This is a genomic window from Anaerovibrio sp. RM50 (assembly GCF_000622005.1).
GTDB lineage: Bacteria > Bacillota > Negativicutes > Selenomonadales > Selenomonadaceae > Anaerovibrio.
The window spans coordinates 23660-45345 of the sequence record NZ_JHWV01000011.1 but is presented as its reverse complement, the minus strand read 5'-3'; the positions used below and the strand labels follow the sequence as shown (position 1 = coordinate 45345).

Here is a 21686-nt window from a genome sequence, read left to right as displayed (position 1 = left end):
GAATGGAATACTATTCTCAGGACAGAGCCCCTGTTTTGGAGGCTTTGGAGAAGATGAAGCGGGCCCGCCTGGTTCCCTTTGACGTGCCCGGGCATAAGCGGGGCCGTGGCAATCCGGAGCTGACTGAGTTTTTGGGAGAGCAGTGCCTTTCCGTGGATGTAAATTCCATGAAGATGCTGGACAATCTCTGCCATCCCGTGTCAGTTATCAAGGATGCTGAACGACTGGCGGCAGATGCCTTTGGGGCTGCCCATGCCTTCTTTATGGTGGGGGGCACCACCTCGGCGGTTCAGGCCATGGTGATGACTGCCTGCAAGCAGGGGGACAAGATTATTATTCCCCGTAACGTTCACAGAAGTGCCATCAATGCCATGATTCTTTGCGGCGCGGTGCCCGTATATGTTAATCCCCAGATGGATTCCATGCTGGGTATATCCCTTGGCATGAGCGTGGCCGACGTGGAGCAGGCCATTAAGGATAATCCAGACGCCAAGGCGGTTTTTGTAAATAACCCAACATATTATGGTATATGTTCAGATATTAAATCCATTGCAAAGCTGGCCCATGATAATGGCATGCTGCTGTTGGCAGATGAAGCCCATGGGTCTCATTTGTATTTCAGTGATAAGCTGCCTGTTGCCGCTATGCACGCTGGTGCGGATATGGCGGCACTTTCCATGCACAAGTCCGGGGGTTCCCTTACCCAAAGTTCCATACTGCTCATTGGGGACCGGGTTTCAGAGGGGTATGTACATCAGATTATTAATCTGACCCAGACCACCTCAGCTTCCTATTTGTTGCTGGCCAGCCTTGATGTTTCCCGCAGAAATATGGCCCTTCGTGGCAGGGAAATGATAGACAAGATTATAGATCAGGTGGAATACGCCAGGGATGAAATCAACGCCATTGGCGATTATTATGCTTACTCCAGGGAGCTTATTAACGGGGATTCCATTTTTGATTTTGATATAACCAAGCTTTCGGTTTACACCCGTTCCATCGGCCTTGCGGGCATTGAGGTATATGATCTCCTTCGGGACGAGTACGATATTCAGACGGAGTTTGGGGATATTGCCAATTTGCTGGCCTATGTGTCCGTGGGGGACCGCTTGAAGGATATTGAGCGCCTTGTGTCTGCTCTGGCGGAGATTCGCAGAAACTACCGTCAGACAGGACGTAAGATGCTGAAGGCAGAATACATCAACCCTCAGGTGGTGTGCGGACCTCAGGAGGCCTTCTATGGGGAAAAGGAATCATTGCCTATAGATAAAACTGTGGGACGTGTTTGCAGTGAATTTGTAATGTGCTATCCGCCGGGAATTCCGATTTTGGCACCGGGGGAAAGGATTACGGAGGAAATCCTCCAGTACATCCGTTACGCCAAGAAAAAGGGCTGTTCCATGACAGGTCCTGAGGATATGGATATCAAGTTCCTAAATGTGATGAAATAAAGGTGATACAGATGGAGTTATGGTATACAGAGAAACATACTGAAAATGTTAGCCTTTCCATAAAAGTTGACAAGCAGATATACAGCGGCAAAAGCGAGTTCCAGCGCATTGATATTTTCGAGTCCAAGGAATTTGGCCGAATTATGGTTCTGGACGGTTATCTGATGCTGACGGAAAAGGACGAATTCATCTACCATGAGATGATTACCCATGTGGCCATGTGTGTTCACCCAGACCCTAAACGGGTGCTGGTTATTGGGGGCGGCGACGGGGGTACCGTCCGTGAGCTGACCAAATACGATTTTATTGAGAAAATTGATTTGGTGGAAATCGATGAGGAAGTGGTGGATGTCAGCAAGAAGTATCTTCATTCCACTGCCCTGAAGCTGGATGACCCGAGGGTTACCTGCTATTACGAGGATGGACTGAAATTCATCCGCCGTGTCCATGATGAATACGATATTATTATTGTGGATTCCACGGATCCCTTTGGCCCGGGTGAAGGACTTTTCACCAGAGAGTTCTACGGCAATTGCTACAAGGCTCTCCATGATGACGGCATAATGGTAAATCAGCACGAAAGCCCATTTTACGAGGGGGATGCTGAGGCCATGCAGCGGGCCCACAAGCGTATCTGTATGTCCTTCCCTATATCCAAGGTGTACCAGGTTCATATTCCAACATATCCGTCGGGGCATTGGCTCTTTGGCTTTGCCTCCAAGAAATATCATCCTGTAAAGGGTGTAAATTGGGACCGTTGGAAGAATTTTGGCCTTAAGCTGAAATACTACAATACGGCACTTCATGCCGGTGCCTTTGCTCTGCCAAATTACGTAGAGGAGTTGCTGAGAGATGTTGAGTCCTAATATAGAGACATTTTTGGGCTGCGAGGCCCCATTTAACGAGGCGCGGATTGTGCTTTTCGGTGCTCCCTTCGACAGCACCACCTCATTCAGACCGGGCACCCGCTTTGCCTCCAAGATAATGCGGGGGGAGTCCTATGGGCTGGAAACCTACAGTCCGTATCAGGACCTGGATATGGAGGATGCCAAGGTATTTGACAGCGGGGATTTGGAGCTGTGCTTCGGGGATACGGAAAAGGCCCTTAAGGACATTGAAACCAGAGCCGAGGAGATTCTCGATGCCAACAAGCTGCCCTTTATGATTGGCGGGGAGCATCTGGTATCTTTGGGCGCTATCCGGGCTGTGGCCAGAAAGTATCCTGATCTGCATATCCTTCATTTCGATGCTCATACTGACCTTCGGGATGAGTATTTGGGCACCCGTCTCACCCATGCGGGAGTCATACGACGGGCATGGGATATTGTGGGGGATGACCGTATCTGGCAGCTGGGAATCCGCAGCGGTATGCGGGAGGAATTCCAGTGGGCAAAAGAGCACACCCACCTTCATAAATTCGACTTAAAGGCGATGCCTCAGGCCTTGGCGGCCTTGAAGGGCAAGCCGGTATATTTCACCATAGATCTGGATGTAATGGATCCGTCGGTGTTCCCGGGAACGGGCACCCCTGAATATGGCGGGGTTTCCTTTAAGGAGCTTATGGAAGCGGCCATTGCGGGCTGCAGTCTTAATATTGTTGGCTGTGATGTGGTGGAGCTGTCCCCTGGCCTTGACCAGAGCGGAGCTTCCACAGCAGCGGCACTTAAAATACTCAGAGAAATGCTGTTAAAGCTGGAGGAGCCATTTATTAATGGCCCTCAGTTAGTATAAATATAGGAGGAACAAAATGGGTAAGGTTTTAGTTATTGGCTGCGGCGGTGTAGCCAGCGTTGCAATTCATAAATGTGTTCAAAATCACGAGGTATTTCAGGAGATCTGTATTGCCAGCCGCACCAAGAGCAAGTGCGACAAGCTGAAGGAAGTTCTGGAAAAGCAGTATGGCAATGTGTGCGAAATTACCACTGCCCAGGTGGATGCCAACAGCGTGGAGCAGCTGGTGGCCCTTATGAAGGAGGTTAAGCCTGATGTGGTGCTGAATCTGGCACTGCCTTATCAGGACCTCACCATTATGGACGCTTGCCTTGAATGCAAGGTCAGCTATGTGGACACTGCAAACTACGAGCCAGAGGACACTGCAAAGTTTGAGTACAAGTGGCAGTGGGAGTATCGTGAGCGCTTTGAAAAGGCCGGCATTACTGCCCTTTTGGGCTCCGGCTTTGACCCTGGTGTTACTGGTGTATTCAGCGCTTACGCATTAAAGCATGAATTTGATGAAATTAACTATATTGATATTCTGGACTGCAATGCTGGTGACCATGGTTATCCATTTGCCACCAACTTCAATCCTGAAATCAACATCCGCGAGGTTTCTGCCAAGGGCAGCTACTGGGAGGATGGCAAGTGGGTTGAAACTGAGCCTATGGAGATCAAGAGAGTTTATGATTTCCCTGAGGTGGGCCCTAAGGATATGTATCTCTTGCACCACGAGGAGCTTGAGTCCCTTGGCCTCAATATTCCGGGCATCAAGCGTATCCGCTTCTTTATGACCTTTGGTGAAAGCTATCTCCGTCATCTGAAGTGTCTGGAGAATGTGGGCATGACCTCCATTGAGCCAATTGAGTTTGAGGGCAAGCAGATTGTTCCATTGCAGTTCCTTAAGGCTGTATTGCCAGACCCTGCCAGTCTTGGTCCCCGTACTGTGGGCAAGACCAATATCGGCTGTATTTTCCAGGGCAAGAAGGACGGCAAGGACAAGACCTATTATCTTTACAATGTATGCGACCATCAGGAGTGCTACAAGGAGGTTGGCTCCCAGGCCATTTCCTACACTACTGGCGTTCCAGCCATGATTGGGGCCATGATGGTAATGAACGGCACTTGGAAGAAGGCTGGCGTATATAACATTGAGGAGTTCGATCCAGATCCATTTATGGAGGCACTAAACAAGTGGGGCCTTCCTTGGCAGGAGAGCCATAACCCTGCATTGGTGGACTAATGAGCTTTGTCTATCAGCCTAAATGGCTGCAGGAGGTTCCTTCACCCAGCTATGTGGTGGAGGAAGCACGGCTTAGGCACAATCTGGAAATACTTAAGGGGGTTCAGGACAGAACTGGGTGCAGTATTTTATTGGCCCAAAAGGCCTTTTCCATGTTTCACTTCTACCCCCTTATCAGCACATATCTAAAGGGGGCTGCTGCCAGCGGTCTCTTTGAGGCCAAGCTGGCCCATGAGGAATTTCCCGGGGAAAACCACGTTTTTTCTCCCGCCTTTCAGGAGAAGGATTTCCCGGAGATTTTGGAAATTTGCGATCATATAGTTTTTAATTCCATTGGGCAGCTGAAGAAGTTTGCCCCAATGGCGAAAAAGGCCCATCGTTCCTACGGCCTCAGAATTAATCCGGAGCATTCCACCCAGCCGGAGGAGCATGCCATTTACGATCCATGCTCCGGGGACAGCCGTCTCGGCACCAAGCTCAGTGAGCTGGAGCAGGCCCTGAAGGAAGCCCCGGAGGGGGACTTCCTATACGGCATCAGCGGCCTTCATTTCCACACACTTTGCGAGCAGGGGGCTGAGCCATTGGCGGAGACCCTTGAGGCGGTGGAAGAAAAGTTTGGCAAGTATTTTAAGCATCTTGAATGGCTGAACTTTGGGGGCGGCCATCACATTACCAGAGATGACTATAACATTGCTCTTTTGGAAGAGTGTATAAAAAGAATACAGACAAAATACAGTTTAAAGGTGTATATTGAACCTGGAGAGGCTGTGGCCCTTGATGCAGGATTTCTTGTGGCAACGGTGCTGGAGATTATTGAGGCAACCCCGGATAATGGGCGGAAGGCAAATATTGCCATTCTTGACACCTCCGCGGCATGCCACATGCCGGATGTTCTGGAAATGCCTTACAGACCGCCTCTTATGGGAAGCGGCGAGGCAAATGAGAAGCCACATACCTACACCCTGGCAGGGCCTACATGCCTTGCGGGAGATACTATTGGAACCTATTCCTTTGACAATGCCTTAAAGCCCGGGGACAGACTGCTCTTTGGGGATATGGCAATCTACAGCATGGTAAAGAACAACACCTTCAACGGAATGCCCCTGCCACATATTTGTGCAGTTAATTCCAAGGATGAGGTGGAGATTGTAAGGGGATTTGGCTATGAAGATTTTAAGATGCGCATCTAAAATAGCCCTGTTTTTTAATAGGATTGTATTGGTGGCAGCCCTATTGCTGTTTTTGGCTGTGGGGCAGGCCAATGCCTCATCAGAGGCAGTTAAGAAGGCAGGCCTCCAGTATGCCTGTGCCCTTTTGGATATGATGTCATACAAGAGTCAGCTTAATGAGGTAATCAGGGATGTTATTTCCGATTTTGGATATGACATTGTAAACTATGCCAATGTTGATAAAAATGCCGATACCAACTTCATTTTGCTAAGATCAAAGGAGCCGGAGGAGCTTACGGGGAATTACCTCAATATCGTTGCTGTTCCGGGTACGGAGAAGATGAAGGATGTGCAGGTGGATCTAAGATTTAGCAAGGTCCTCTTTGGAGGCTCGGTTCCTTCCGAGTTTGAGCAATACGCCAAAACTGAGAAGACCACCTCGGAACAGCCTTTGGTCCACAAGGGCTTTAACGATTACACCCAGACGGCCTTTTTTACTCCAAAGGAGGACGGCTCCCTGGGAGTAGATCCACTGATGGATATAATCTACAAGGATAACGAGGACCTGATTCTAACTGGCCACAGCCTTGGTGGCTCGGTGGCAGTCCTTCTTGGCTCCCGCATGGTGTGCATGGGGGTTCCCCCGGGGAAAATTCAGGTGGTGACCTTTGGTGCCCCTGCAGTGGGGAACAAGACCTTCGCCAAGGATTATGGTGATGCAGTGAAGCATACCAGATATACCATAAGCGGTGATCCCGTCCATGGGCTGCTGCAGTTTATTAAAGCGGGCTATGAACAGACTGGCGAGGAGATAAAATGCAAGTCAAATCCAAATTCTTTAAAATTCAGTCACAATATGTCCGAGTATCTTGATGCCTCTATCCGCAATTATTTGGATACCCTTGAGGAAAAGAATATCAAGCTCCATAATAATCCCCCTGCAAATGGGACAGCCGGGGTATTTGCCCTGCCGAAAGAGCCTGTTAAGGGGAGGGTTTATCTGGTTCCTGCTGTAGTTCATGTTCCCGATGATATTGATAATGACATAGTTTATATGAAGCAGCTTACGAATCTGATAGAGGGCTATGATTTTGATGATTATATAGATGGTGATGAGACTGATGAGGCGGCCCAGAATGCGGCGGCTATCAGAAATTCCTGTGACCGTATATGCCGTGTCACCATCGGGGCAAAGCAGATGACCCGAAAGGTATATCAGATTACTGTACAGGAGGATATTTCTGATCCTTATGGAAATATAATCAGTACCCAGACCCGTGGCACCACCACGGATAATTTATCACCTATAGAGGCTGTTTTTTATAGCCTTGGCCGTTGCACCATGAACAGAGAAAGTTTTGAGTGAGAGGATTATAAATGGATAAAAAAACATCAGTAACCCAATCAATTGAAATGACCATGTCAGCCCTTGTTATGTACTGGAAAAGGTTCTTTGAAAGGAGCATGAAGGAATACTCCATCAGAACCGTAACCACAGGGGCAGTGCTGTATTCATCCTATCTCCATGAGGGACTGGTGCAGGATGAAATCGGCAAACTCCTGAATATGGACAAGGCCTACGTTACCAGAGAGCTTAATTCCCTGGCGCGGCTGGGCTATATTGTCCGTGCAAAGGACGCAGCTGACCACAGAAAGAACCATATTATTGTTACCCCTGAGGGCAAAATTGCCGCCAAGGCCATTGATGATTGCCGTCAAAAGTGGATTAAGGCTGAATTTGCGGATATTTCCCAGAATGAAAGGGAAGTATTTTTGGGCATTCTCAGCAAAATGGTGGGGAACTTAAAGGAGAAGCTTTTCTTTGAGGCATCTGAATAACCCTAAAGATTAATTTGCATTATTTTTCCTTTAGTGATAGAATGTTCTACATTAGGCAAGGAAAGAGAGAGTAGCCGGAAAATATGCTCACAGGAAGTCCTGATAACTGAGAACAGGGCAGCTAAAGTCTGGTGAAGTTCACTCTGGAGTCTCCCCGGTGAAGAGATGTAGTCGGGGCGCACAGCAGCGTTATGGCGTAAATGAGTTATAAATTAGGGTGGTACCGCGAATCAGACCTTCGCCCCTTTTTGGGTGAGGGTCTTTTTGTTTTGTTATTGCCTTCCCCTTTGGGGAAGGTGTCAACGAAGTTGACGGATGAGGTTATAATAGGAGGCAATTATGGAAAGCAAGATTGAGCAGCTGCGTCAGGAAGCAGCCAAGGCTATCAGTGATGTAGCCGATACTCTTAATGATTTAAATGATATTCGTGTAAAGTATCTTGGCAAAAAGGGTGAGCTTACCTCTATTCTCAGAGGCATGGGCCAGCTCAGCGCCGAGGACCGTCCGCGCATTGGACAGATTGTAAACGAGGCCCGTCAGCAGCTGGAGCAGCTTATTGCTGAGAAAAATCAGGAGCTGAAGGCCAAGGAAATGGCAAAGCGTCTGGCCAGCGAGAAGATTGACGTAACCCTGCCGGGCCGTCCAACCAACCATGGCCATATTCATCCTCTTACTGTAACCCTTATGCAGATCAAGAATATTTTCATGCGTATGGGCTTCAGCGTGGAGGAGGGTCCTGAAATCGAGAAGGACTACTACAACTTTGAGGCACTGAATCTGCCAAAGGATCATCCTGCCCGCGATATGCAGGACTCTTTCTATATCACTGAGGATATTCTCATGCGTTCCCAGACCTCCCCGGTACAGGCCCGTACCATGGAGGCCCATGAGCCAAACAGCCCAATCCGCATGATTGCCCCGGGCCGTGTATATCGTCGTGACGATTATGACGCCACCCATTCCCCAATGTTTACCCAGATTGAGGGCATGGTTATTGACAAGAATATCAGTTTCTCTGATCTGAAGGGTACCCTTGAGGACTTCCTCAGACAGATATTCAACAAGGACGTAAAGGTACGTCTCCGTCCAAGCTTCTTCCCATTCACTGAGCCAAGCACCGAGGTGGATATTTCCTGCGTAATGTGCAAGGGCCAGGGCTGCCGTGTGTGCAAGGGAACCGGCTGGCTGGAAATTCTTGGTGCAGGCATGATTCATCCAAACGTTCTTAAAATGAGCGGCTACGACCCTTCCAAGGTAAGCGGCTTTGCTTTCGGCATGGGTGTTGAACGCATTGCCATGCTGAAATTTGGTATTGATGATTTACGTCTGTTCTACGACAACGATGTCCGTCTGCTGGAACAGTTTTAATTAGGGAGGGGACAGAAAATGCAGGTATCAATTAAATGGCTTCACGATTATATAGATTTCACCGAAACATCCGATGAGCTGGCTGACAAGCTGACAATGGCGGGTATTCCCGTGGAGAATGTGGTTCACGCCGGGGAGGGCCTGGATAAGGTCGTAACTGGCAAGGTTGAGTCCATTGAGCCACATCCGGATTCTGATCACATGTTCATTACCCAGATGAATGTGGTCCAGCCGGAGCTGGTTCAGGTGGTAACGGGTGCCCAGAATGTAAAGCAGGGGGATATTGTTCCCGTTGCCATGATTGGCGCCAAGCTGCCAAACGGCCTGAAGATTTCCAAGGGCAAGCTCCGTGGCGTTCCATCCAATGGTATGCTTTGCTCCGCTGATGAGCTTAAGATGGATCTTACCGCTTTGACTGACGAGCAGAAGGATGGTATTTACATTCTTCCTGCTGACACTGAGATTGGCATTCCTGCCAAGGATGCCCTGGGCCTTGACGATGATATTCTGGAGTTCGAGCTCACTGCCAACCGCGGTGACTGCTTCAGCGTTTTTGGACTGGTCCGTGAGGTTGCAGTTCTTACGGGCAATACTCCGAAGTGGCCTGAGATTAAGGTCAATGAGGATGACGAGGCCTCTGCTGCCGATATGATTAAGATTGGCATTGAGGCAAATGACCTTTGCTCCCGTTTCTCCGCCAGAGTTTTGAAGAACGTAAAGGTTATGGAATCTCCTGAATGGATGAAGGCCCGCTTGGAAAATGCAGGAATCCGTGCCATTAACAATATAGTTGACGTAACAAATTTCGTAATGGTGGAGCTGGGCCAGCCTATGCACGCCTACGATTATGACCAGATTGCAGGCCAGAGCCTTACTGCCCGTCGTGCGACAGAGGGAGAAAACCTCCACACTCTTGATGACTCTTCCCGTCTTGCCAAGGGTGATGAGCTGGTTATTGCCGACAGCGAAAAGCCAGCCGGTCTGGCTGGTATAATGGGTGGCCTGGAGTCTGAGGTTACTGAAAATACTACCACTGTTGTATTGGAAGCCGCAGCCTTCAATGGCGCCAGCATCCGTCGCACCGCCCGTGCCTGCGGTCTCCGCTCTGAGGCATCCGGACGCTTTGAGCGTGGTGTGGATGAGACCCAGACCATGCGCGCTTTGGACAGAGCAGCCCAGCTCCTTCAGGACATGGGGGCATGCACTGTTACCAAGGGCATCGTGGATGTATATCCAGAGAAAAAGGAGCCAGTTTCCGTAGACTTTACCCCGGAGCAGATCAACAAGCGTCTGGGTACTGATATTTCTGCCGAAAAGATGGTGGAAATTCTTGAAAGCCTTGATTTCAAGTGCGAGGTCGACGGCAAGGGTGGCTACCATGTGGCAGTTCCTTCCTGGAGAAACGATGTTACCTTCATGGAGGACATTTCCGAGGAAGTAGCCCGTATTTACGGCTTTGACAATATTCAGTCCACCACCCCTAAGGGCACCATGGTTCAGGGCGTTCAGAGCCCATTGCAGGACTATATCGACCACATTAAGGTTACCCTGACCCACATTGGCCTCAGCGAGGAGCTGTCCTTTAGCTTTAGCAATTATGATATAATGGACAAGATGCTGATTCCGGCTGACAGTCCGCTGCGCAAGGCTATTCCTCTTATGAATCCTTTTGTTGAGGAGGCACAGCTGGTTCGTACCAGTCTTTTGGCTAGCGTCATTGAAAATGCTGTCCGCAACCTTTCCCGCAAAAACGAGGATATCCGCCTTTATGACGTGGCACCTGTATTTTATCCAAAGTCCCTGCCTCTTACAGAGCTTCCTGATGAGGTGGTGAAGGTGGCAGGCTTTATGTGCGGCCGCCGCAACCCTATGGGCTGGAATACAGGGGACGATATGATTGACTTCTACGATGCCAAGGGCGTTGTGGAGGAGCTGCTGGCAAGACGCAATATCACCAGATATCAGGTGGAGGCAGGGGAGTACACTGCAATGCACCCTGGCAAGACAGCTCTCTTTAAGAAGGGCAAGGATATTATTGCTGCTGTGGGCGAGCTTCATCCGCAGGTGGCCGAGAACTTTGGTATCACCAAGAAGGCATACATTTTTGAAATGGATGTACCTACTCTTATGAAATACAGCTCCGCAAAGTTCAACTTTGATGTGCTGCCTAAGTACCCTGCTGTTTTACGTGATTTGGCCATACTGGTGGACAAGGATGTAAATGCCACTGACATCGAAAAGACCATTGTGGGAAATGGCGGCAAATACTTCAGAAGAGCTGTACTCTTTGATCTTTACAAGGGCAAGCAGATTGAGGAGGGCAAGAAGAGCCTGGCCTTCAGCATGCTGTTCCAGTCCAATGACAAGACCCTCACCGATGAAGAGGTGGATGAGTCCTTCAACAAGATTATTGATGCGGTGGAGAAGAAATTTAACGCCCAGCTCCGCAAGTAATACGCAAAAAAAGAGTAAAATAAAATTAACCATCCCAAAGTGCTGGGGTGGTTAATTTTTTTGCCACAATTTCATTTTAATTTTTAATAAATGTGATACACTTTCCATGGAATCCGATCCAGGGGTACGGTTTTCAAAAATTCCACAATATCCTTGCGCCCATAGTAGTGGGGAGTACCATCATTGTCCTGGGACATGAGGATAATGGGCATGTTAGGAAAAAATGGCCTGATGGCCTGGCGGAATCTGGTGGAACGGACAGTGTATTGGGTAACGGACTGCTTTACTGAAATAAGAGCAAATTTAACGCCCTGCTCAAGAATAACGGCTCCGTGTAAAACCATGGGAACCTCCTTTGTACTACGTTTAAATCAACAAAGATACTGTATCAAAAAGGGAAAATAAAATCAACGAAAAAATGTTTGGTTATCTGTTGACAGAACATGGATTCCATGTTAATATATCACCAAACAAAGGTTTTAAGAACTTACTTTCTTGGAACTAATTTTCTTAATAGTAAAGGAGCAGTTATTATGAAAAATGTTATTATTGCCATCATTATCGGACTTGCTGTTCTCTCTCCATTTAATTTGACAAATTCCTATCTCAGAACATCTGATTTTGATACTGTGGTTGTGCAGCATGGGGAAAGTATTGAGACCATTGCCAGCCGCTACACCTCTGACAGCGAACAGCTGCAGGAGCTCACTGTTGCCATTAAGGAAATTAATGATATAAGGAATGACCGGGATATGAGAGCCGGACGGAGACTGCAGATACCTGTTATTGCCAGTGACAGCCAAAAGGTTCAGGTGGCCAGCCGTTAAAATGAATAGTTCTGCTTGACAGTGAACAATGCGGATAATATAATGAGACAGTATTCAGATATTGAAAATGCTATGAAGAAGACATGACCCGGAAGTTCGTTATTCAGAGAGGGACAGTTGCTGTGAAGTCCTATAATTGAGTCTGTGGTTACCCCTTTGGAGCTGTGGCGTGAAGTTTAAAGCATTAAAGCTTGTGGGCTTTGAGATTAAAATAAATGCCGCCGGACTGATTCCGTTAAAATCGCAAAAGTTGGTCACATTGTGTTTTACGTTACGTTTATATGGTGTGGCAAGCAGGGTGGAACCGCGAAGTATATACCTCGTCCCTATTTGGGAACGGGGTATTTTTTTATTTCCCTGTGAGTATATTTTATTATTTGGGAGGAATAAATCATGATTAAATTAACTATGCCCGATGGTGCAGTTCGTGAAGCTGAGGCCGGTATCAGCGGCCTTGAGCTGGTAAAGTCCATCAGCAACAGTTTGGCAAAGAAGGTTCTGGCTATCAGCATTGATGGTGAGACCAAGGATATTACCACCGTTCTTGACAAGGATGCCAGCATTAAGTTCCTGACCTTTGAGGACGAGGAGGGACGCTGGGCACTGCGCCATACCGGTTCCCATATTCTGGCCCAGGCCATCAAGAGACTTTACAAGTCCGAGAATGTACAGCTGGCTATCGGTCCTGCCATCGATAACGGCTTCTACTATGATATTGATATGGAAAAGCGCCTTACTGAGGAAGATCTTAAGGACATCGAAAAAGAGATGAACAAGATCGTAAAGGAGAACCTTAAGCTGGAGCGCAAGGAAGTCAGCCGTCAGGAGGCCCTTGACATGTTCAAGGCTGCTGGCGAAGGCTACAAGGTGGAGCTCATTAATGACCTGCCAGAGGATGCAACTATTTCTCTTTACACCCAGGGCGAGTTCACTGATCTTTGCGCCGGCCCTCACGTTATTTCCACTGGCAAGGTAAAGGCACTTAAGCTTCAGAGCGTGGCTGGTGCATACTGGCGTGGTGATGTAAAGAACAAGATGCTTCAGCGTGTATATGGTACTGCCTTTGAGAAGAAGGACGAGCTGGACGCATATCTCCACATGCTGGAGGAGGCTGCCAAGCGTGACCACCGCAAGCTGGGCAAGGAGCTGGATCTCTTCAGCATTCACGAGGAGGGTCCTGGCTTCCCATTCTTCCATCCAAACGGTATGGTAATCAGAAATGAGCTGATTAACTACTGGCGTGAGGTTCATCGCCGCTATGGCTATCAGGAGATCAAGACCCCAATGATTCTGAACCGCCAGCTTTGGGAGCGTTCCGGTCACTGGGCTCATTACAAGGAGAATATGTACTTCACTGAAATCGATGGTGAGGATTATGCAGTAAAGCCAATGAACTGCCCAGGCGGTATGATTGTATACAAGACCCAGCAGCACAGCTATCGTGATTTGCCACTTCGCGCCGGTGAGCTTGGCCTTGTTCATCGCCATGAGCTTTCCGGAGCTCTCCACGGCCTGTTCCGTGTACGTAACTTCACCCAGGATGATGCCCATATTTTCATGACTCCTGAGCAGATTGAGGGGGAAATCCAGAAGGTTATTGACCTCTTTGATGAAGTGTACAGCACCTTTGGCCTTGAGTACCATGCAGAGCTGTCCACCCGTCCAGAGGATTCCATGGGCTCCGATGAGATGTGGGAGCTGGCTACCAACGGTCTGAAAAACGCTCTGGATCATCGCGGACTTGAGTATATTGTAAACGAGGGTGATGGCGCCTTCTACGGTCCTAAGATTGACTTCCATCTGAAGGATTCCATTGGCCGTACCTGGCAGTGCGGAACCATTCAGCTGGATATGCAGCTGCCTGAGAAGTTTGATCTGACCTACGTGGGCGAGGATGGCCAGAAGCATCGTCCTGTTATGATTCATCGCGTAGTATATGGTTCCATTGAGCGCTTTATCGGTATCCTCATCGAGAACTATGCCGGTGCCTTCCCAACCTGGCTGGCTCCTGTACAGGCCAAGATTCTCCCGATTACTGACAAGCACATGGATTATGCCTTCGAGCTGAAGAAGAAAATGTTCGACATGGGCTATCGCGTAGAGGTGGATGACCGCAACGAGAAGGTTGGCTACAAGATGCGCGAGGGTCAGGTGAAGAAGATTCCTTATCTCCTGGTAGTTGGTGACCAGGAGGTTGCTGACGGCACTGTAAACGTTCGCTGCCATGGCCAGAAGGAAACCAGAACCATGAAGGTGGACGAGTTCATTGCCCTGCTTCAGGAGAAGATTGCAACCAAGTCTGCTGAGTATTAATATAAGTTTTAAAAAAATATAAAAATATCTGTTGACAGGGTGGCTTCCAAGTGGTAACATATTCAAGGTAAACAAAGCAGAGGCCACCGCTTCTCACCTTGCTGATACGGTCAGCGGGTCTGATACAGATTGTATTTGTTGAGGGTGGTGTATGCCGCCCTCATTTTGTTTTATATAATGAAAGTTAATAATATGAAGCAGGAGGTGTTTTATTATTAGTAAGGAAACTGAGAGAATCAACGAAGAAATCCGTGTTCGTGGCGGTGAAATCCGCGTGACTGACGCAGAAGGCCAGTCATTGGGTTTAATGCAGGTTAAGGATGCATTAAATATGGCAATGGAGCAGCACCTTGATCTGGTGGAAATCGCTCCTAAGGCAAAGCCACCTGTTTGCCGTATCATGGATTACGGTAAGTATAGATATGAAAAGCAGAAGCGTGAGAAAGAAGCACGCAAGAAGCAGAAGGTTATTTCCATCAAGGAAGTTAAGCTTCGTCCAAACATTGAACAGCATGATTTTGACGTCAAGTTGAAGAATGCTACGCGTTTCCTGGGTGATGGGGACAAGGTTAAGGTAACGATTATGTTCCGCGGCCGTGAAATGTCCCATCCGGAGCTTGGCAAGGATATTCTTACCAAGTTTGCAGATGCGCTGAAGGATTCAGTAACCGTTGAACGGGATGCTAAGCTTGAAGGTAGAAATATGATTATGATTTTAGCCCCTAAGGCTCAAACTAAAGGAGGAAAACAGTAATGCAGAAGATGAAAACCCGTAGAGCAGCTGCAAAGCGCTTTACTGTAACTGGTACTGGCGAAATTAGAAGAAACAAGGCTTATAAGAGACATATCCTGGAGAAGAAGTCTCCAAAGCGTAAGCGTAACATGCGTAAGGCAGCTCTGCTGGTAGCAGGCGATTACAAGCGCGAGATCAAGTGTCTCCCATACGCTTAATTTTTAAGGTCAATTTACATACATTTAGGAGGATAAGAACATGCCAAGAGTTAAAAGCGGCGTGACTGCACATAGACGTCATAATAAGATTTTAAAGTTAGCAAAGGGCTACAAGGGCTCCAAGAGCAAGCAGTTTAAGAAGGCAAATGAGACCGTTATGAAGGCTCTCTACTACGCTCGTCGTGACCGTCGTGCGAAGAAGGGTGTTTTCCGTCGTCTCTGGATTGCCCGTATCAATGCTGCAGCACGTGCTAATGGTATTTCCTACAGCCGTCTCATTGCCGGCCTCACCAAGGCTGGTGTAGAGGTTAACCGCAAGATGCTGGCTGACCTTGCTATCAGCGATGCTAACGCATTTGCTCAGATGGTTGCAGTTGCAAAGGAAAACCTGTAATATCAGAAATTAAGAGCTGTCTACGGACAGCTCTTTTTATTTTAAGCTCTTTTCCCTTTTATTTTGGTACAAAAATATGCCTTTGTGGTATAATACAAAGATGAGAGAAAGGAGCTGAGCTGATGATTGAACTTGAACGCATAGAAAGTCTAACCAATTCCAAGATAAAGCTGGCAGCCAAGCTGCATACAAATAAATATCGCAAATCTGAAAATCTCTTTGTTGCCGAGGGGGTTCGCCTGGTGGAAATGGCGGCCCAGTCTGACTGGCCTATGGAATTTGCTCTGATTTCTGATTCTGCCACGGAAAACCAGAGGGCAGTGGCAGTGGTGGAACAGCTCCAGAACAGGGGCTGCCCTGTATATCAGGTCAGTGACCAGATTTATGACAAGGCCGCTGATACAGTGACGCCTCAAGGATTGCTGCTGGTTATGGGGTTCCGTATCTTTACCTGGCAGGAGATTCTCAAGTCAAACACCGATGAAGCATCAGCACCGCTTATTGCCGTTCTTGACGGGGTCCAGGACCCGGGAAATGCGGGGAATATCATTCGCACCGCAGATGCCCTGGGCTGCTCCGGAGTAGTGTGTCTGGAGGGTACGGCGGATATTTTTGCCGACAAGGTGGTACGGTCTTCCATGGGCTCCATATTCAATATTCCCGTTATGACAGGAGTACAGCCTGAGGAGCTGCGGGACGTGTGCCAGGACAATGAGGTGGCCCTTATTGCCACCGCTGTTGATGACACTGCTGTACGTCATTATCTGGCAGATTATGTAAGCCCATGTGCCATTATTTTTGGCAACGAGGGCAACGGCGTATCTCAAAAGATGCTGGAGGAGGCTGATCAGAAGGTATTTATCCCAATGACTGGCAAGGCAGAATCACTTAATGTTTCCGCTGCTGCAGCAATTCTTTTGTATGAGGCCTTCCGCAAACGCTCCATTTTGTGATATAATATACTTCAGAGTTAAAAAATTCCCCATACATAGGCTGTTCCCATCTGTATCCAAAGCCTATATAAGGGGATTTTTTTTTTGTTAATTATGCTATTTTCTGGTTGGCACCTTATCTGGTTAGGACGTTTTCTGTTTCGCCGTTTTTTAGGGGATTATTCCTTCCAGCATAGATATACTGCCAGTATTCCTTTTTTTACGGAAACTGTGAAGGCGTTGCTTTTAGGGGATTCAGCGGTCGTGTGGTGGGCAGTTGTGTCGTCGGCGGTCATATTGCTGATGGCATAAGGATTCGTCTGGGTAAGCTCTGCATCATTAAGCTCCCAGTGAAGGCCATGGGTATTAACTCCTGATACCATAGGCGTTATTGGCAGCAGGGAAATGGCCTTTGGCGCTGTCTGGGGGGTAAAAGTCAATGACTCATCATCCCTTAAAAAGCATATAGTTTCCCTTTCGTCGGCGATGCAGCCCTTTGCCCCGGAATTGCCAAAGGAAAATATGGTGCTGTAGGTATGATCAAAACGTTTTCCCAGGGCTCCTGTAAGAATACAAAATGCCTCGTCTTCACGGGCATATCTTATGGCTGCCTGGGTATCCGTAAAATCCTTGTGGACCTCAAATTCCTCGATAATAGCACTTTTATCTTCGGCCCAATGGAGGCTGTCAGCATTGCAGCTGTCAAAGTCACCCAGCAAAAAATCCGGCACCAGGCCCAGTTCATGGCATATATCCACCCCGTGGTCAATGCACCAAATAGTTCTGTCCTTGGCCACATCCTTCAACCAGTTTTTGGAAGGCTGTCTGCCGCCACCCACCAGCACCAGCTGTCTATTCGGCAGCTCACCATCATATTTTATACTCAATCCCGGAATTTTTATCTCTGAAATCATAATAATCCTCAACCTTGTATTGTGTAATACTTTGCACTAATACAATCCTACTACAGCCAAAAAAATATGGCAATTGCCAAAAACTAAACTGTCGGTTTAATGCCGGCAGTTTTTTTGTGAGTATACTACAGTGAAAAGCTAAACAGCACGGAAAAAGATGGGAGGAATAAATATGATTTACTTATTTTTTCAGGCCAGATTTCAGCTGGCTACCCTTAAGGAAGACATCAAGCAGGGCAAATACAACATTTTGTTTGATATTAACCGCAGAGATGAAAGGCAGACGGCTCTTTACAGGCTTAATAATATGATGCGCTATGGTGACAGCTACGATGTTATCTGCCTGCCCCCTCAGGAGGATAATACCCTGGATATGATGGCTGTTTTTAAGCAGCGCCCTGATGTGGTAAGTATTGATGATATTTTGAAGGAAGAATATGAGAAAATCTGGAAAATCCTTAAGGTTACTTATGAAGACAGTGATGATGAGAATGAAATGGACTATCATGCCATGGCCCTTGTTAAGGATTCGGTGAAATACTTAAGCTGGGAGGAAGCAGCTCATCTGATTAACGACAATTATTGTGTAGATGACAAGTATGGCAGATGTGAGGAGTATTCACTGTGCCTGATGACAGATAAAAGGTTTAAAAATGAAAAACAAATGTCCCTGCGCTGGAATATGAGAAATTGTTCCCCGAAAATTTTGTACAAGGAGGATGCCCAACGAGAGGCAAAAAAGCTTCTGGCAGGTCCCGACTTTATGGCGGAGCTGGAGAGAATATACGACCCCAATAATGTCCAGGACTTCTGTGGTATTCCTGTGCATTACCGTATTACAGCGGAGAATGACCGGGTGGCAGAAAAGTATATTGATTTATTGGTGGGAGCTTTATATGGTAAAAACCGCATTTTGTCGGATCATATTACACATATAAAAATTGGCTCAGATGAAAGCAATTATAAAAATACAGATGAAGACCTGGTAGATAGGGTTATGAAGGGCTCCTATGGCTGTGTGGTGGTATTGGAGCTGAACTGCATGAACACAGAAGAAAACATCAGGGCCGTGGAGGACGAAACCAGGGAATATATCATGAAGAATGTCCTCAAATACCACAAGGATACAGTCTTTATTTTTTTAAAGCACAGCGACAGGGAAGGGGATATTGATACATCAGACAGGAACGGGAGACCTGTATTAAAAATTGTGAATCTCAATGAAGGCTATGGAACAAGGGAGCAGGCTGAAGAAATCTTTCGTGAGCTTGCAGAAGACAGCGAATTTGCCCAGTATGCCTCTGAAGAGGATTTTGAGGAAATGATGTCGGAGAAAACCCAGTTTACTTGCTCAGATATTTATGATTCCTTTGAGCATTGGTCAGAAAATGTAATGAAAAACAAGGCATACAGCAGTTACCGTAATTTACAGACTGAAGATGAAGTGTCGGTGTATAAACACATTGAAAGGGATAATGATCCTTATAAGGAATTGCAGGAAATGGTAGGACTGGAAAAGGCCAAGGCCATGATTGATGATATTCTCATGGGGCAGGAGATGAGGGCACTGAAAAAATCCAGGGGCTTTAAGACCAATAAGGGCTCCAATCATATATTGTTTACGGGGAATCCAGGCTGTGCCAAGACAACTGTGGCCAGACTTATTGCCAGAATTCTTTATGACCGTAAAGTTATTAGCAACCCGCATCTTGTGGAGTGCGGACGATCGAATCTCGTTGCCAAATATGTAGGCAATACTGCAATCCAGGTCCGCAAGCTCTTTCTGAAAGCTTCGGGGGGTGTGCTGTTCATTGATGAGGCCTATTCTTTAGTGGATGGGTATAGGGGCTCCTTTGGGGATGAGGCCATTGCCACCATAGTTCAGGAAATGGAAAACATGCGAAACAGTGTAATCGTGATTTTTGCCGGCTATAAGCAGCCTATGGAAAGGTTCCTTCAGGCCAATGAAGGCCTGCGCAGCCGTATTGGATATCACGTAGATTTTCCTGATTACAACGCAGACGAGCTTACGGCAATTATTAAGCTCATGGCATCACAGCAGAAGTATGTAATTAGCGGCAAGGCCATTCAGCGTTGCCATGAAATCTTTGCCCAGGCCTGCAAAAATGAGGAATTTGGCAATGGCCGCTTTGCCCGTAATGTTTTGGAGCAGGCAATTCTTCATCAGGCCAGACGCATTTTATCCGCCCACAGAAATGATAAGGATTCAATTACCGATAAGGAGCTTAGTCAGCTGGAGCTGGAGGATTTTGACGTAAATGTGGCAGATCAATATAAAAAACAGAGCCGCCTGGGGATTGGATTTATGGGCTGAATTGAGGTGAAGAAATATGCAGCTTTACTACATATATGACTGTGAAAAAAGAACCTGGCGGGAGTCTCAGGAGGAATGGGTAAAGGAGGATATGGAAAAAATCCCTGTAAAGCTGATACTTGAGGCAGATAGCCAGGAAAAAATTGACAGATTATTGGCTGAGAATAACCAGCACACTCTTTTGGCCTATTCCACAAAAAACGTACATGATTATAGACAGGACCATTTAAACAAATACGCAGTGGCCAGATGGCGGGTGCAGCTTTTTGAAAAGCAACAGACAGCTATTATAATTGCCGATGTATTAACGTTAGTTAGTGATAACGATACGGAATATCCTTATAGTTTTTCTCTTACCAAAAATTCGTGGCAGCAATTCTCTTTTAGGCTTGATTATGGTCGGGGAAAATATATGGCAAATCCTTACATTAATCTTTCGTCAGAGCTTTATGGTCATCATGTTAAAAATAAATGGGACTGGATTGATAATCTTGGCCTATATCATAACAGCTTTAGTATTTATCCCGTATTGCCGGATACAGTTGGGCAAGGGGTTATGGAGTTTTTGAAGAAACTGGCAGGAAAGGAATTTGGTTTTGAGCCCACGGTGTCTGATAATATTCCTATGGGCCGCCTATTAAAGTATTTTATCCAGTTCCCCCTGGATGTAAATGTAGGCTGGTATGCTGATCTTTTAGGGGAGGACTTTAAGCAAAGGATAAACAGAAACAATGACAGCAATTTTAAACTGCTTTGTGAGGTGTTAGGACTCCCGCCTCTCAAAAGTTTAAAAAAGGCCTACAATAACAATTGCCGGGTGCTGTTTATATGCTTTATCCTAAAATCAATTGGTTTGGAGGATATAAATGCCTGGCAGCAATTTTATGGGATAAAGAAGATAATGGGAGAGGATATCGAAAACCTGAGATTAGTTTTGGGCAGAAGTGGAGCATTTAAAAAAGGGCAAATTTTTATTAAAACTTCATATAAATGGCGCAATTTGGGGCGTGGAGGAAAATGGATGTATGGTTATGACAGTGATATTACATACGACATCAGCAGCTCCTCAGAGCTTGTGAAGTGGCTCCTGGAAAAATGGGGTATCAAACGGACCGTGGAAATTATCTATCCGATAATTAATGAGTGGAATGATACGGTTAAGGATTCAATACGGATGTGGAGGTTGTTGAAAAACACAGAATATATGCACAGGAATATTATTCAGTCCATTTATCGGAACGGCTTTACCGATGAATTACATGATATTATGATGTATCATTTTATTCGTTATCAGGAGGCAAGAGATGCAGAGATAGCGGAAAGAAATAAAGTTGCGGCTGAAAGAAGAAAGGCACTGTTGTCTCTTAAGTTTTCGCTAACTCATGAAGAATTATGTCGTGCTGAAGAGACAAAGTACGGGACCTTCCATATTGCCCGCTCGGGTGCAGATTTGGACTGTACAGGTAAGCTGTTTAAAAATTGCGTTTTTTCCTATGTTTATTCAATGGAAAAAAAGCAGTGTACTATTTATTATCTTATGAAGGAGGAAATCCCCCTTGCCTGTATAGAAGTCAGGGGTAAGAATATATGCCAGGCATCCGGCCCACGTAACGATAGGATGAAGCCGGAGGCCAGAATGGCTGTGCAGGAGTGGGCTGAAAAACATGGACTGTATTTGCCGCCTAAGCTTTAGAAGGATAAAAAATGCCGGCAATACCCGGCAATGAATTTTTTTAACAAATAAAGTTAATAAATGTTATAACGAGATGAGATATATTCTCAT

Annotated in this window: 19 protein-coding genes and 1 other annotated feature; of the genes, 17 read left to right on the top strand and 2 right to left on the bottom strand. The window is 46.8% G+C overall.

Translation table 11 applies throughout. The features are described from left to right. Positions 1 to 2 precede the first annotated feature (2 nt). The 9 genes from T525_RS0106885 (at position 3) to pheT (ending at position 11237) form a co-directional block, all read left to right on the top strand. Positions 3 to 1451, top strand: a complete 1449-nt coding sequence (locus tag T525_RS0106885; RefSeq protein WP_027406601.1) for an aminotransferase class I/II-fold pyridoxal phosphate-dependent enzyme — start codon at positions 3 to 5, stop codon at positions 1449 to 1451. Between the two features lie 11 nt (positions 1452 to 1462). Beyond that, the gene (gene speE / locus T525_RS0106880; RefSeq protein ID WP_027406600.1) at positions 1463 to 2317 is read left to right on the top strand and encodes a polyamine aminopropyltransferase; all 855 of its coding nucleotides are present in this window, start codon (positions 1463 to 1465) and stop codon (positions 2315 to 2317) included. Beyond that, entirely contained in the window at positions 2304 to 3182 is an 879-nt protein-coding gene (gene speB / locus T525_RS0106875; RefSeq protein ID WP_027406599.1) for an agmatinase, read from the top strand. The genes speE and speB overlap by 14 nt, the downstream gene beginning before the upstream one ends. Positions 3183 to 3198: 16 nt before the next feature. Further along, on the top strand, positions 3199 to 4407 hold the full coding sequence (locus T525_RS0106870) for a saccharopine dehydrogenase family protein (RefSeq protein WP_027406598.1): 1209 nt from the start codon (positions 3199 to 3201) through the stop codon (positions 4405 to 4407). Beyond that, positions 4407 to 5597, top strand: a complete 1191-nt coding sequence (gene nspC, locus T525_RS0106865; RefSeq protein WP_027406597.1) for a carboxynorspermidine decarboxylase — start codon at positions 4407 to 4409, stop codon at positions 5595 to 5597. Before T525_RS0106870 ends, nspC begins: the two co-directional genes overlap by 1 nt. Next, positions 5572 to 6942 carry a lipase family protein gene (locus T525_RS15605; protein WP_051533466.1) on the top strand — a complete coding sequence of 457 codons (1371 nt, stop codon included), beginning with the start codon at positions 5572 to 5574 and terminating at the stop codon, positions 6940 to 6942. The genes nspC and T525_RS15605 overlap by 26 nt, the downstream gene beginning before the upstream one ends. An 11-nt stretch (positions 6943 to 6953) precedes the next feature. Continuing rightward, positions 6954 to 7415 carry a MarR family winged helix-turn-helix transcriptional regulator gene (locus tag T525_RS0106855; RefSeq protein WP_027406596.1) on the top strand — a complete coding sequence of 154 codons (462 nt, stop codon included), beginning with the start codon at positions 6954 to 6956 and terminating at the stop codon, positions 7413 to 7415. Positions 7416 to 7464: 49 nt separating this feature from the next. After that, positions 7465 to 7664 (top strand) — a binding site (T-box leader). A 90-nt stretch (positions 7665 to 7754) separates the two neighbouring features. Beyond that, on the top strand, positions 7755 to 8783 hold the full coding sequence (gene pheS, locus T525_RS0106850; RefSeq protein WP_027406595.1) for a phenylalanine--tRNA ligase subunit alpha: 1029 nt from the start codon (positions 7755 to 7757) through the stop codon (positions 8781 to 8783). Positions 8784 to 8801: 18 nt separating this feature from the next. Next, positions 8802 to 11237: a phenylalanine--tRNA ligase subunit beta gene (gene pheT / locus T525_RS0106845; protein WP_027406594.1), complete on the top strand. Its 2436-nt coding sequence runs from the start codon at positions 8802 to 8804 to the stop codon at positions 11235 to 11237. A gap of 83 nt (positions 11238 to 11320) precedes the next feature. Here the strand turns inward: pheT and T525_RS0106840 are convergent, their stop codons facing one another. Continuing rightward, positions 11321 to 11581, bottom strand: coding sequence for a hypothetical protein (locus T525_RS0106840; RefSeq protein ID WP_027406593.1), 261 nt, complete (start codon positions 11579 to 11581; stop codon positions 11321 to 11323). Between the two features lie 189 nt (positions 11582 to 11770). Here T525_RS0106840 and T525_RS14565 point away from each other — a divergent pair, with 189 nt between their 5' ends. The 6 genes from T525_RS14565 (at position 11771) to T525_RS0106805 (ending at position 16675) form a co-directional block, all read left to right on the top strand. Further along, positions 11771 to 12064, top strand: a complete 294-nt coding sequence (locus T525_RS14565; RefSeq protein WP_051533465.1) for a LysM domain-containing protein — start codon at positions 11771 to 11773, stop codon at positions 12062 to 12064. Between the two features lie 393 nt (positions 12065 to 12457). Next, the gene (thrS, locus tag T525_RS0106825) at positions 12458 to 14377 is read left to right on the top strand and encodes a threonine--tRNA ligase (RefSeq protein ID WP_027406591.1); all 1920 of its coding nucleotides are present in this window, start codon (positions 12458 to 12460) and stop codon (positions 14375 to 14377) included. Positions 14378 to 14591: 214 nt separating this feature from the next. After that, positions 14592 to 15131, top strand: a complete 540-nt coding sequence (gene infC / locus T525_RS0106820; RefSeq protein WP_072031637.1) for a translation initiation factor IF-3 — start codon at positions 14592 to 14594, stop codon at positions 15129 to 15131. Next, positions 15131 to 15328, top strand: coding sequence for a 50S ribosomal protein L35 (gene rpmI / locus T525_RS0106815; protein WP_027396134.1), 198 nt, complete (start codon positions 15131 to 15133; stop codon positions 15326 to 15328). Before infC ends, rpmI begins: the two co-directional genes overlap by 1 nt. 40 nt (positions 15329 to 15368) lie before the next feature. Beyond that, entirely contained in the window at positions 15369 to 15722 is a 354-nt protein-coding gene (rplT, locus tag T525_RS0106810; protein ID WP_027396133.1) for a 50S ribosomal protein L20, read from the top strand. A gap of 122 nt (positions 15723 to 15844) precedes the next feature. Beyond that, complete coding sequence (locus T525_RS0106805) at positions 15845 to 16675, top strand: RNA methyltransferase (RefSeq protein WP_027406589.1); 831 nt, start codon at positions 15845 to 15847, stop codon at positions 16673 to 16675. A gap of 158 nt (positions 16676 to 16833) precedes the next feature. Here T525_RS0106805 and T525_RS0106800 read toward each other — a convergent pair whose 3' ends face one another. Beyond that, a complete protein-coding gene (locus T525_RS0106800; protein WP_027406588.1) occupies positions 16834 to 17568 on the bottom strand; it encodes a thiamine diphosphokinase in 735 nt (244 codons plus the stop codon). A 172-nt stretch (positions 17569 to 17740) separates the two neighbouring features. Between T525_RS0106800 and T525_RS15600 the strand changes: the two genes are divergently transcribed. Both T525_RS15600 and T525_RS0106790 read left to right on the top strand, forming a co-directional pair. Continuing rightward, on the top strand, positions 17741 to 19903 hold the full coding sequence (locus T525_RS15600; protein WP_051533464.1) for an AAA family ATPase: 2163 nt from the start codon (positions 17741 to 17743) through the stop codon (positions 19901 to 19903). Between the two features lie 16 nt (positions 19904 to 19919). After that, the gene (locus T525_RS0106790) at positions 19920 to 21596 is read left to right on the top strand and encodes a PcfJ domain-containing protein (RefSeq protein WP_027406587.1); all 1677 of its coding nucleotides are present in this window, start codon (positions 19920 to 19922) and stop codon (positions 21594 to 21596) included. The last annotated feature ends 90 nt before the right edge of the window (positions 21597 to 21686 follow it).

Excerpts from the sequence above, each read along its gene's own strand:
- rplT (WP_027396133.1), top strand. The coding sequence starts at position 15,369 with ATGCCAAGAGTTAAAAGCGGCGTGACTGCACATAGACGTCATAATAAG.
- T525_RS0106840 (WP_027406593.1), bottom strand. The coding sequence starts at position 11,581 with ATGGTTTTACACGGAGCCGTTATTCTTGAGCAGGGCGTTAAATTTGCT.
- T525_RS0106870 (WP_027406598.1), top strand. The coding sequence starts at position 3,199 with ATGGGTAAGGTTTTAGTTATTGGCTGCGGCGGTGTAGCCAGCGTTGCA.
- rpmI (WP_027396134.1), top strand. The coding sequence starts at position 15,131 with ATGCAGAAGATGAAAACCCGTAGAGCAGCTGCAAAGCGCTTTACTGTA.
- T525_RS0106790 (WP_027406587.1), top strand. The coding sequence starts at position 19,920 with ATGCAGCTTTACTACATATATGACTGTGAAAAAAGAACCTGGCGGGAG.
- pheT (WP_027406594.1), top strand. The coding sequence starts at position 8,802 with ATGCAGGTATCAATTAAATGGCTTCACGATTATATAGATTTCACCGAA.
- nspC (WP_027406597.1), top strand. The coding sequence starts at position 4,407 with ATGAGCTTTGTCTATCAGCCTAAATGGCTGCAGGAGGTTCCTTCACCC.
- T525_RS15605 (WP_051533466.1), top strand. The coding sequence starts at position 5,572 with ATGAAGATTTTAAGATGCGCATCTAAAATAGCCCTGTTTTTTAATAGG.
- T525_RS15600 (WP_051533464.1), top strand. The coding sequence starts at position 17,741 with ATGATTTACTTATTTTTTCAGGCCAGATTTCAGCTGGCTACCCTTAAG.
- T525_RS0106800 (WP_027406588.1), bottom strand. The coding sequence starts at position 17,568 with ATGATTTCAGAGATAAAAATTCCGGGATTGAGTATAAAATATGATGGT.
- T525_RS0106855 (WP_027406596.1), top strand. The coding sequence starts at position 6,954 with ATGGATAAAAAAACATCAGTAACCCAATCAATTGAAATGACCATGTCA.
- T525_RS14565 (WP_051533465.1), top strand. The coding sequence starts at position 11,771 with ATGAAAAATGTTATTATTGCCATCATTATCGGACTTGCTGTTCTCTCT.
- speE (WP_027406600.1), top strand. The coding sequence starts at position 1,463 with ATGGAGTTATGGTATACAGAGAAACATACTGAAAATGTTAGCCTTTCC.
- speB (WP_027406599.1), top strand. The coding sequence starts at position 2,304 with ATGTTGAGTCCTAATATAGAGACATTTTTGGGCTGCGAGGCCCCATTT.
- T525_RS0106885 (WP_027406601.1), top strand. The coding sequence starts at position 3 with ATGGAATACTATTCTCAGGACAGAGCCCCTGTTTTGGAGGCTTTGGAG.
- pheS (WP_027406595.1), top strand. The coding sequence starts at position 7,755 with ATGGAAAGCAAGATTGAGCAGCTGCGTCAGGAAGCAGCCAAGGCTATC.
- thrS (WP_027406591.1), top strand. The coding sequence starts at position 12,458 with ATGATTAAATTAACTATGCCCGATGGTGCAGTTCGTGAAGCTGAGGCC.
- T525_RS0106805 (WP_027406589.1), top strand. The coding sequence starts at position 15,845 with ATGATTGAACTTGAACGCATAGAAAGTCTAACCAATTCCAAGATAAAG.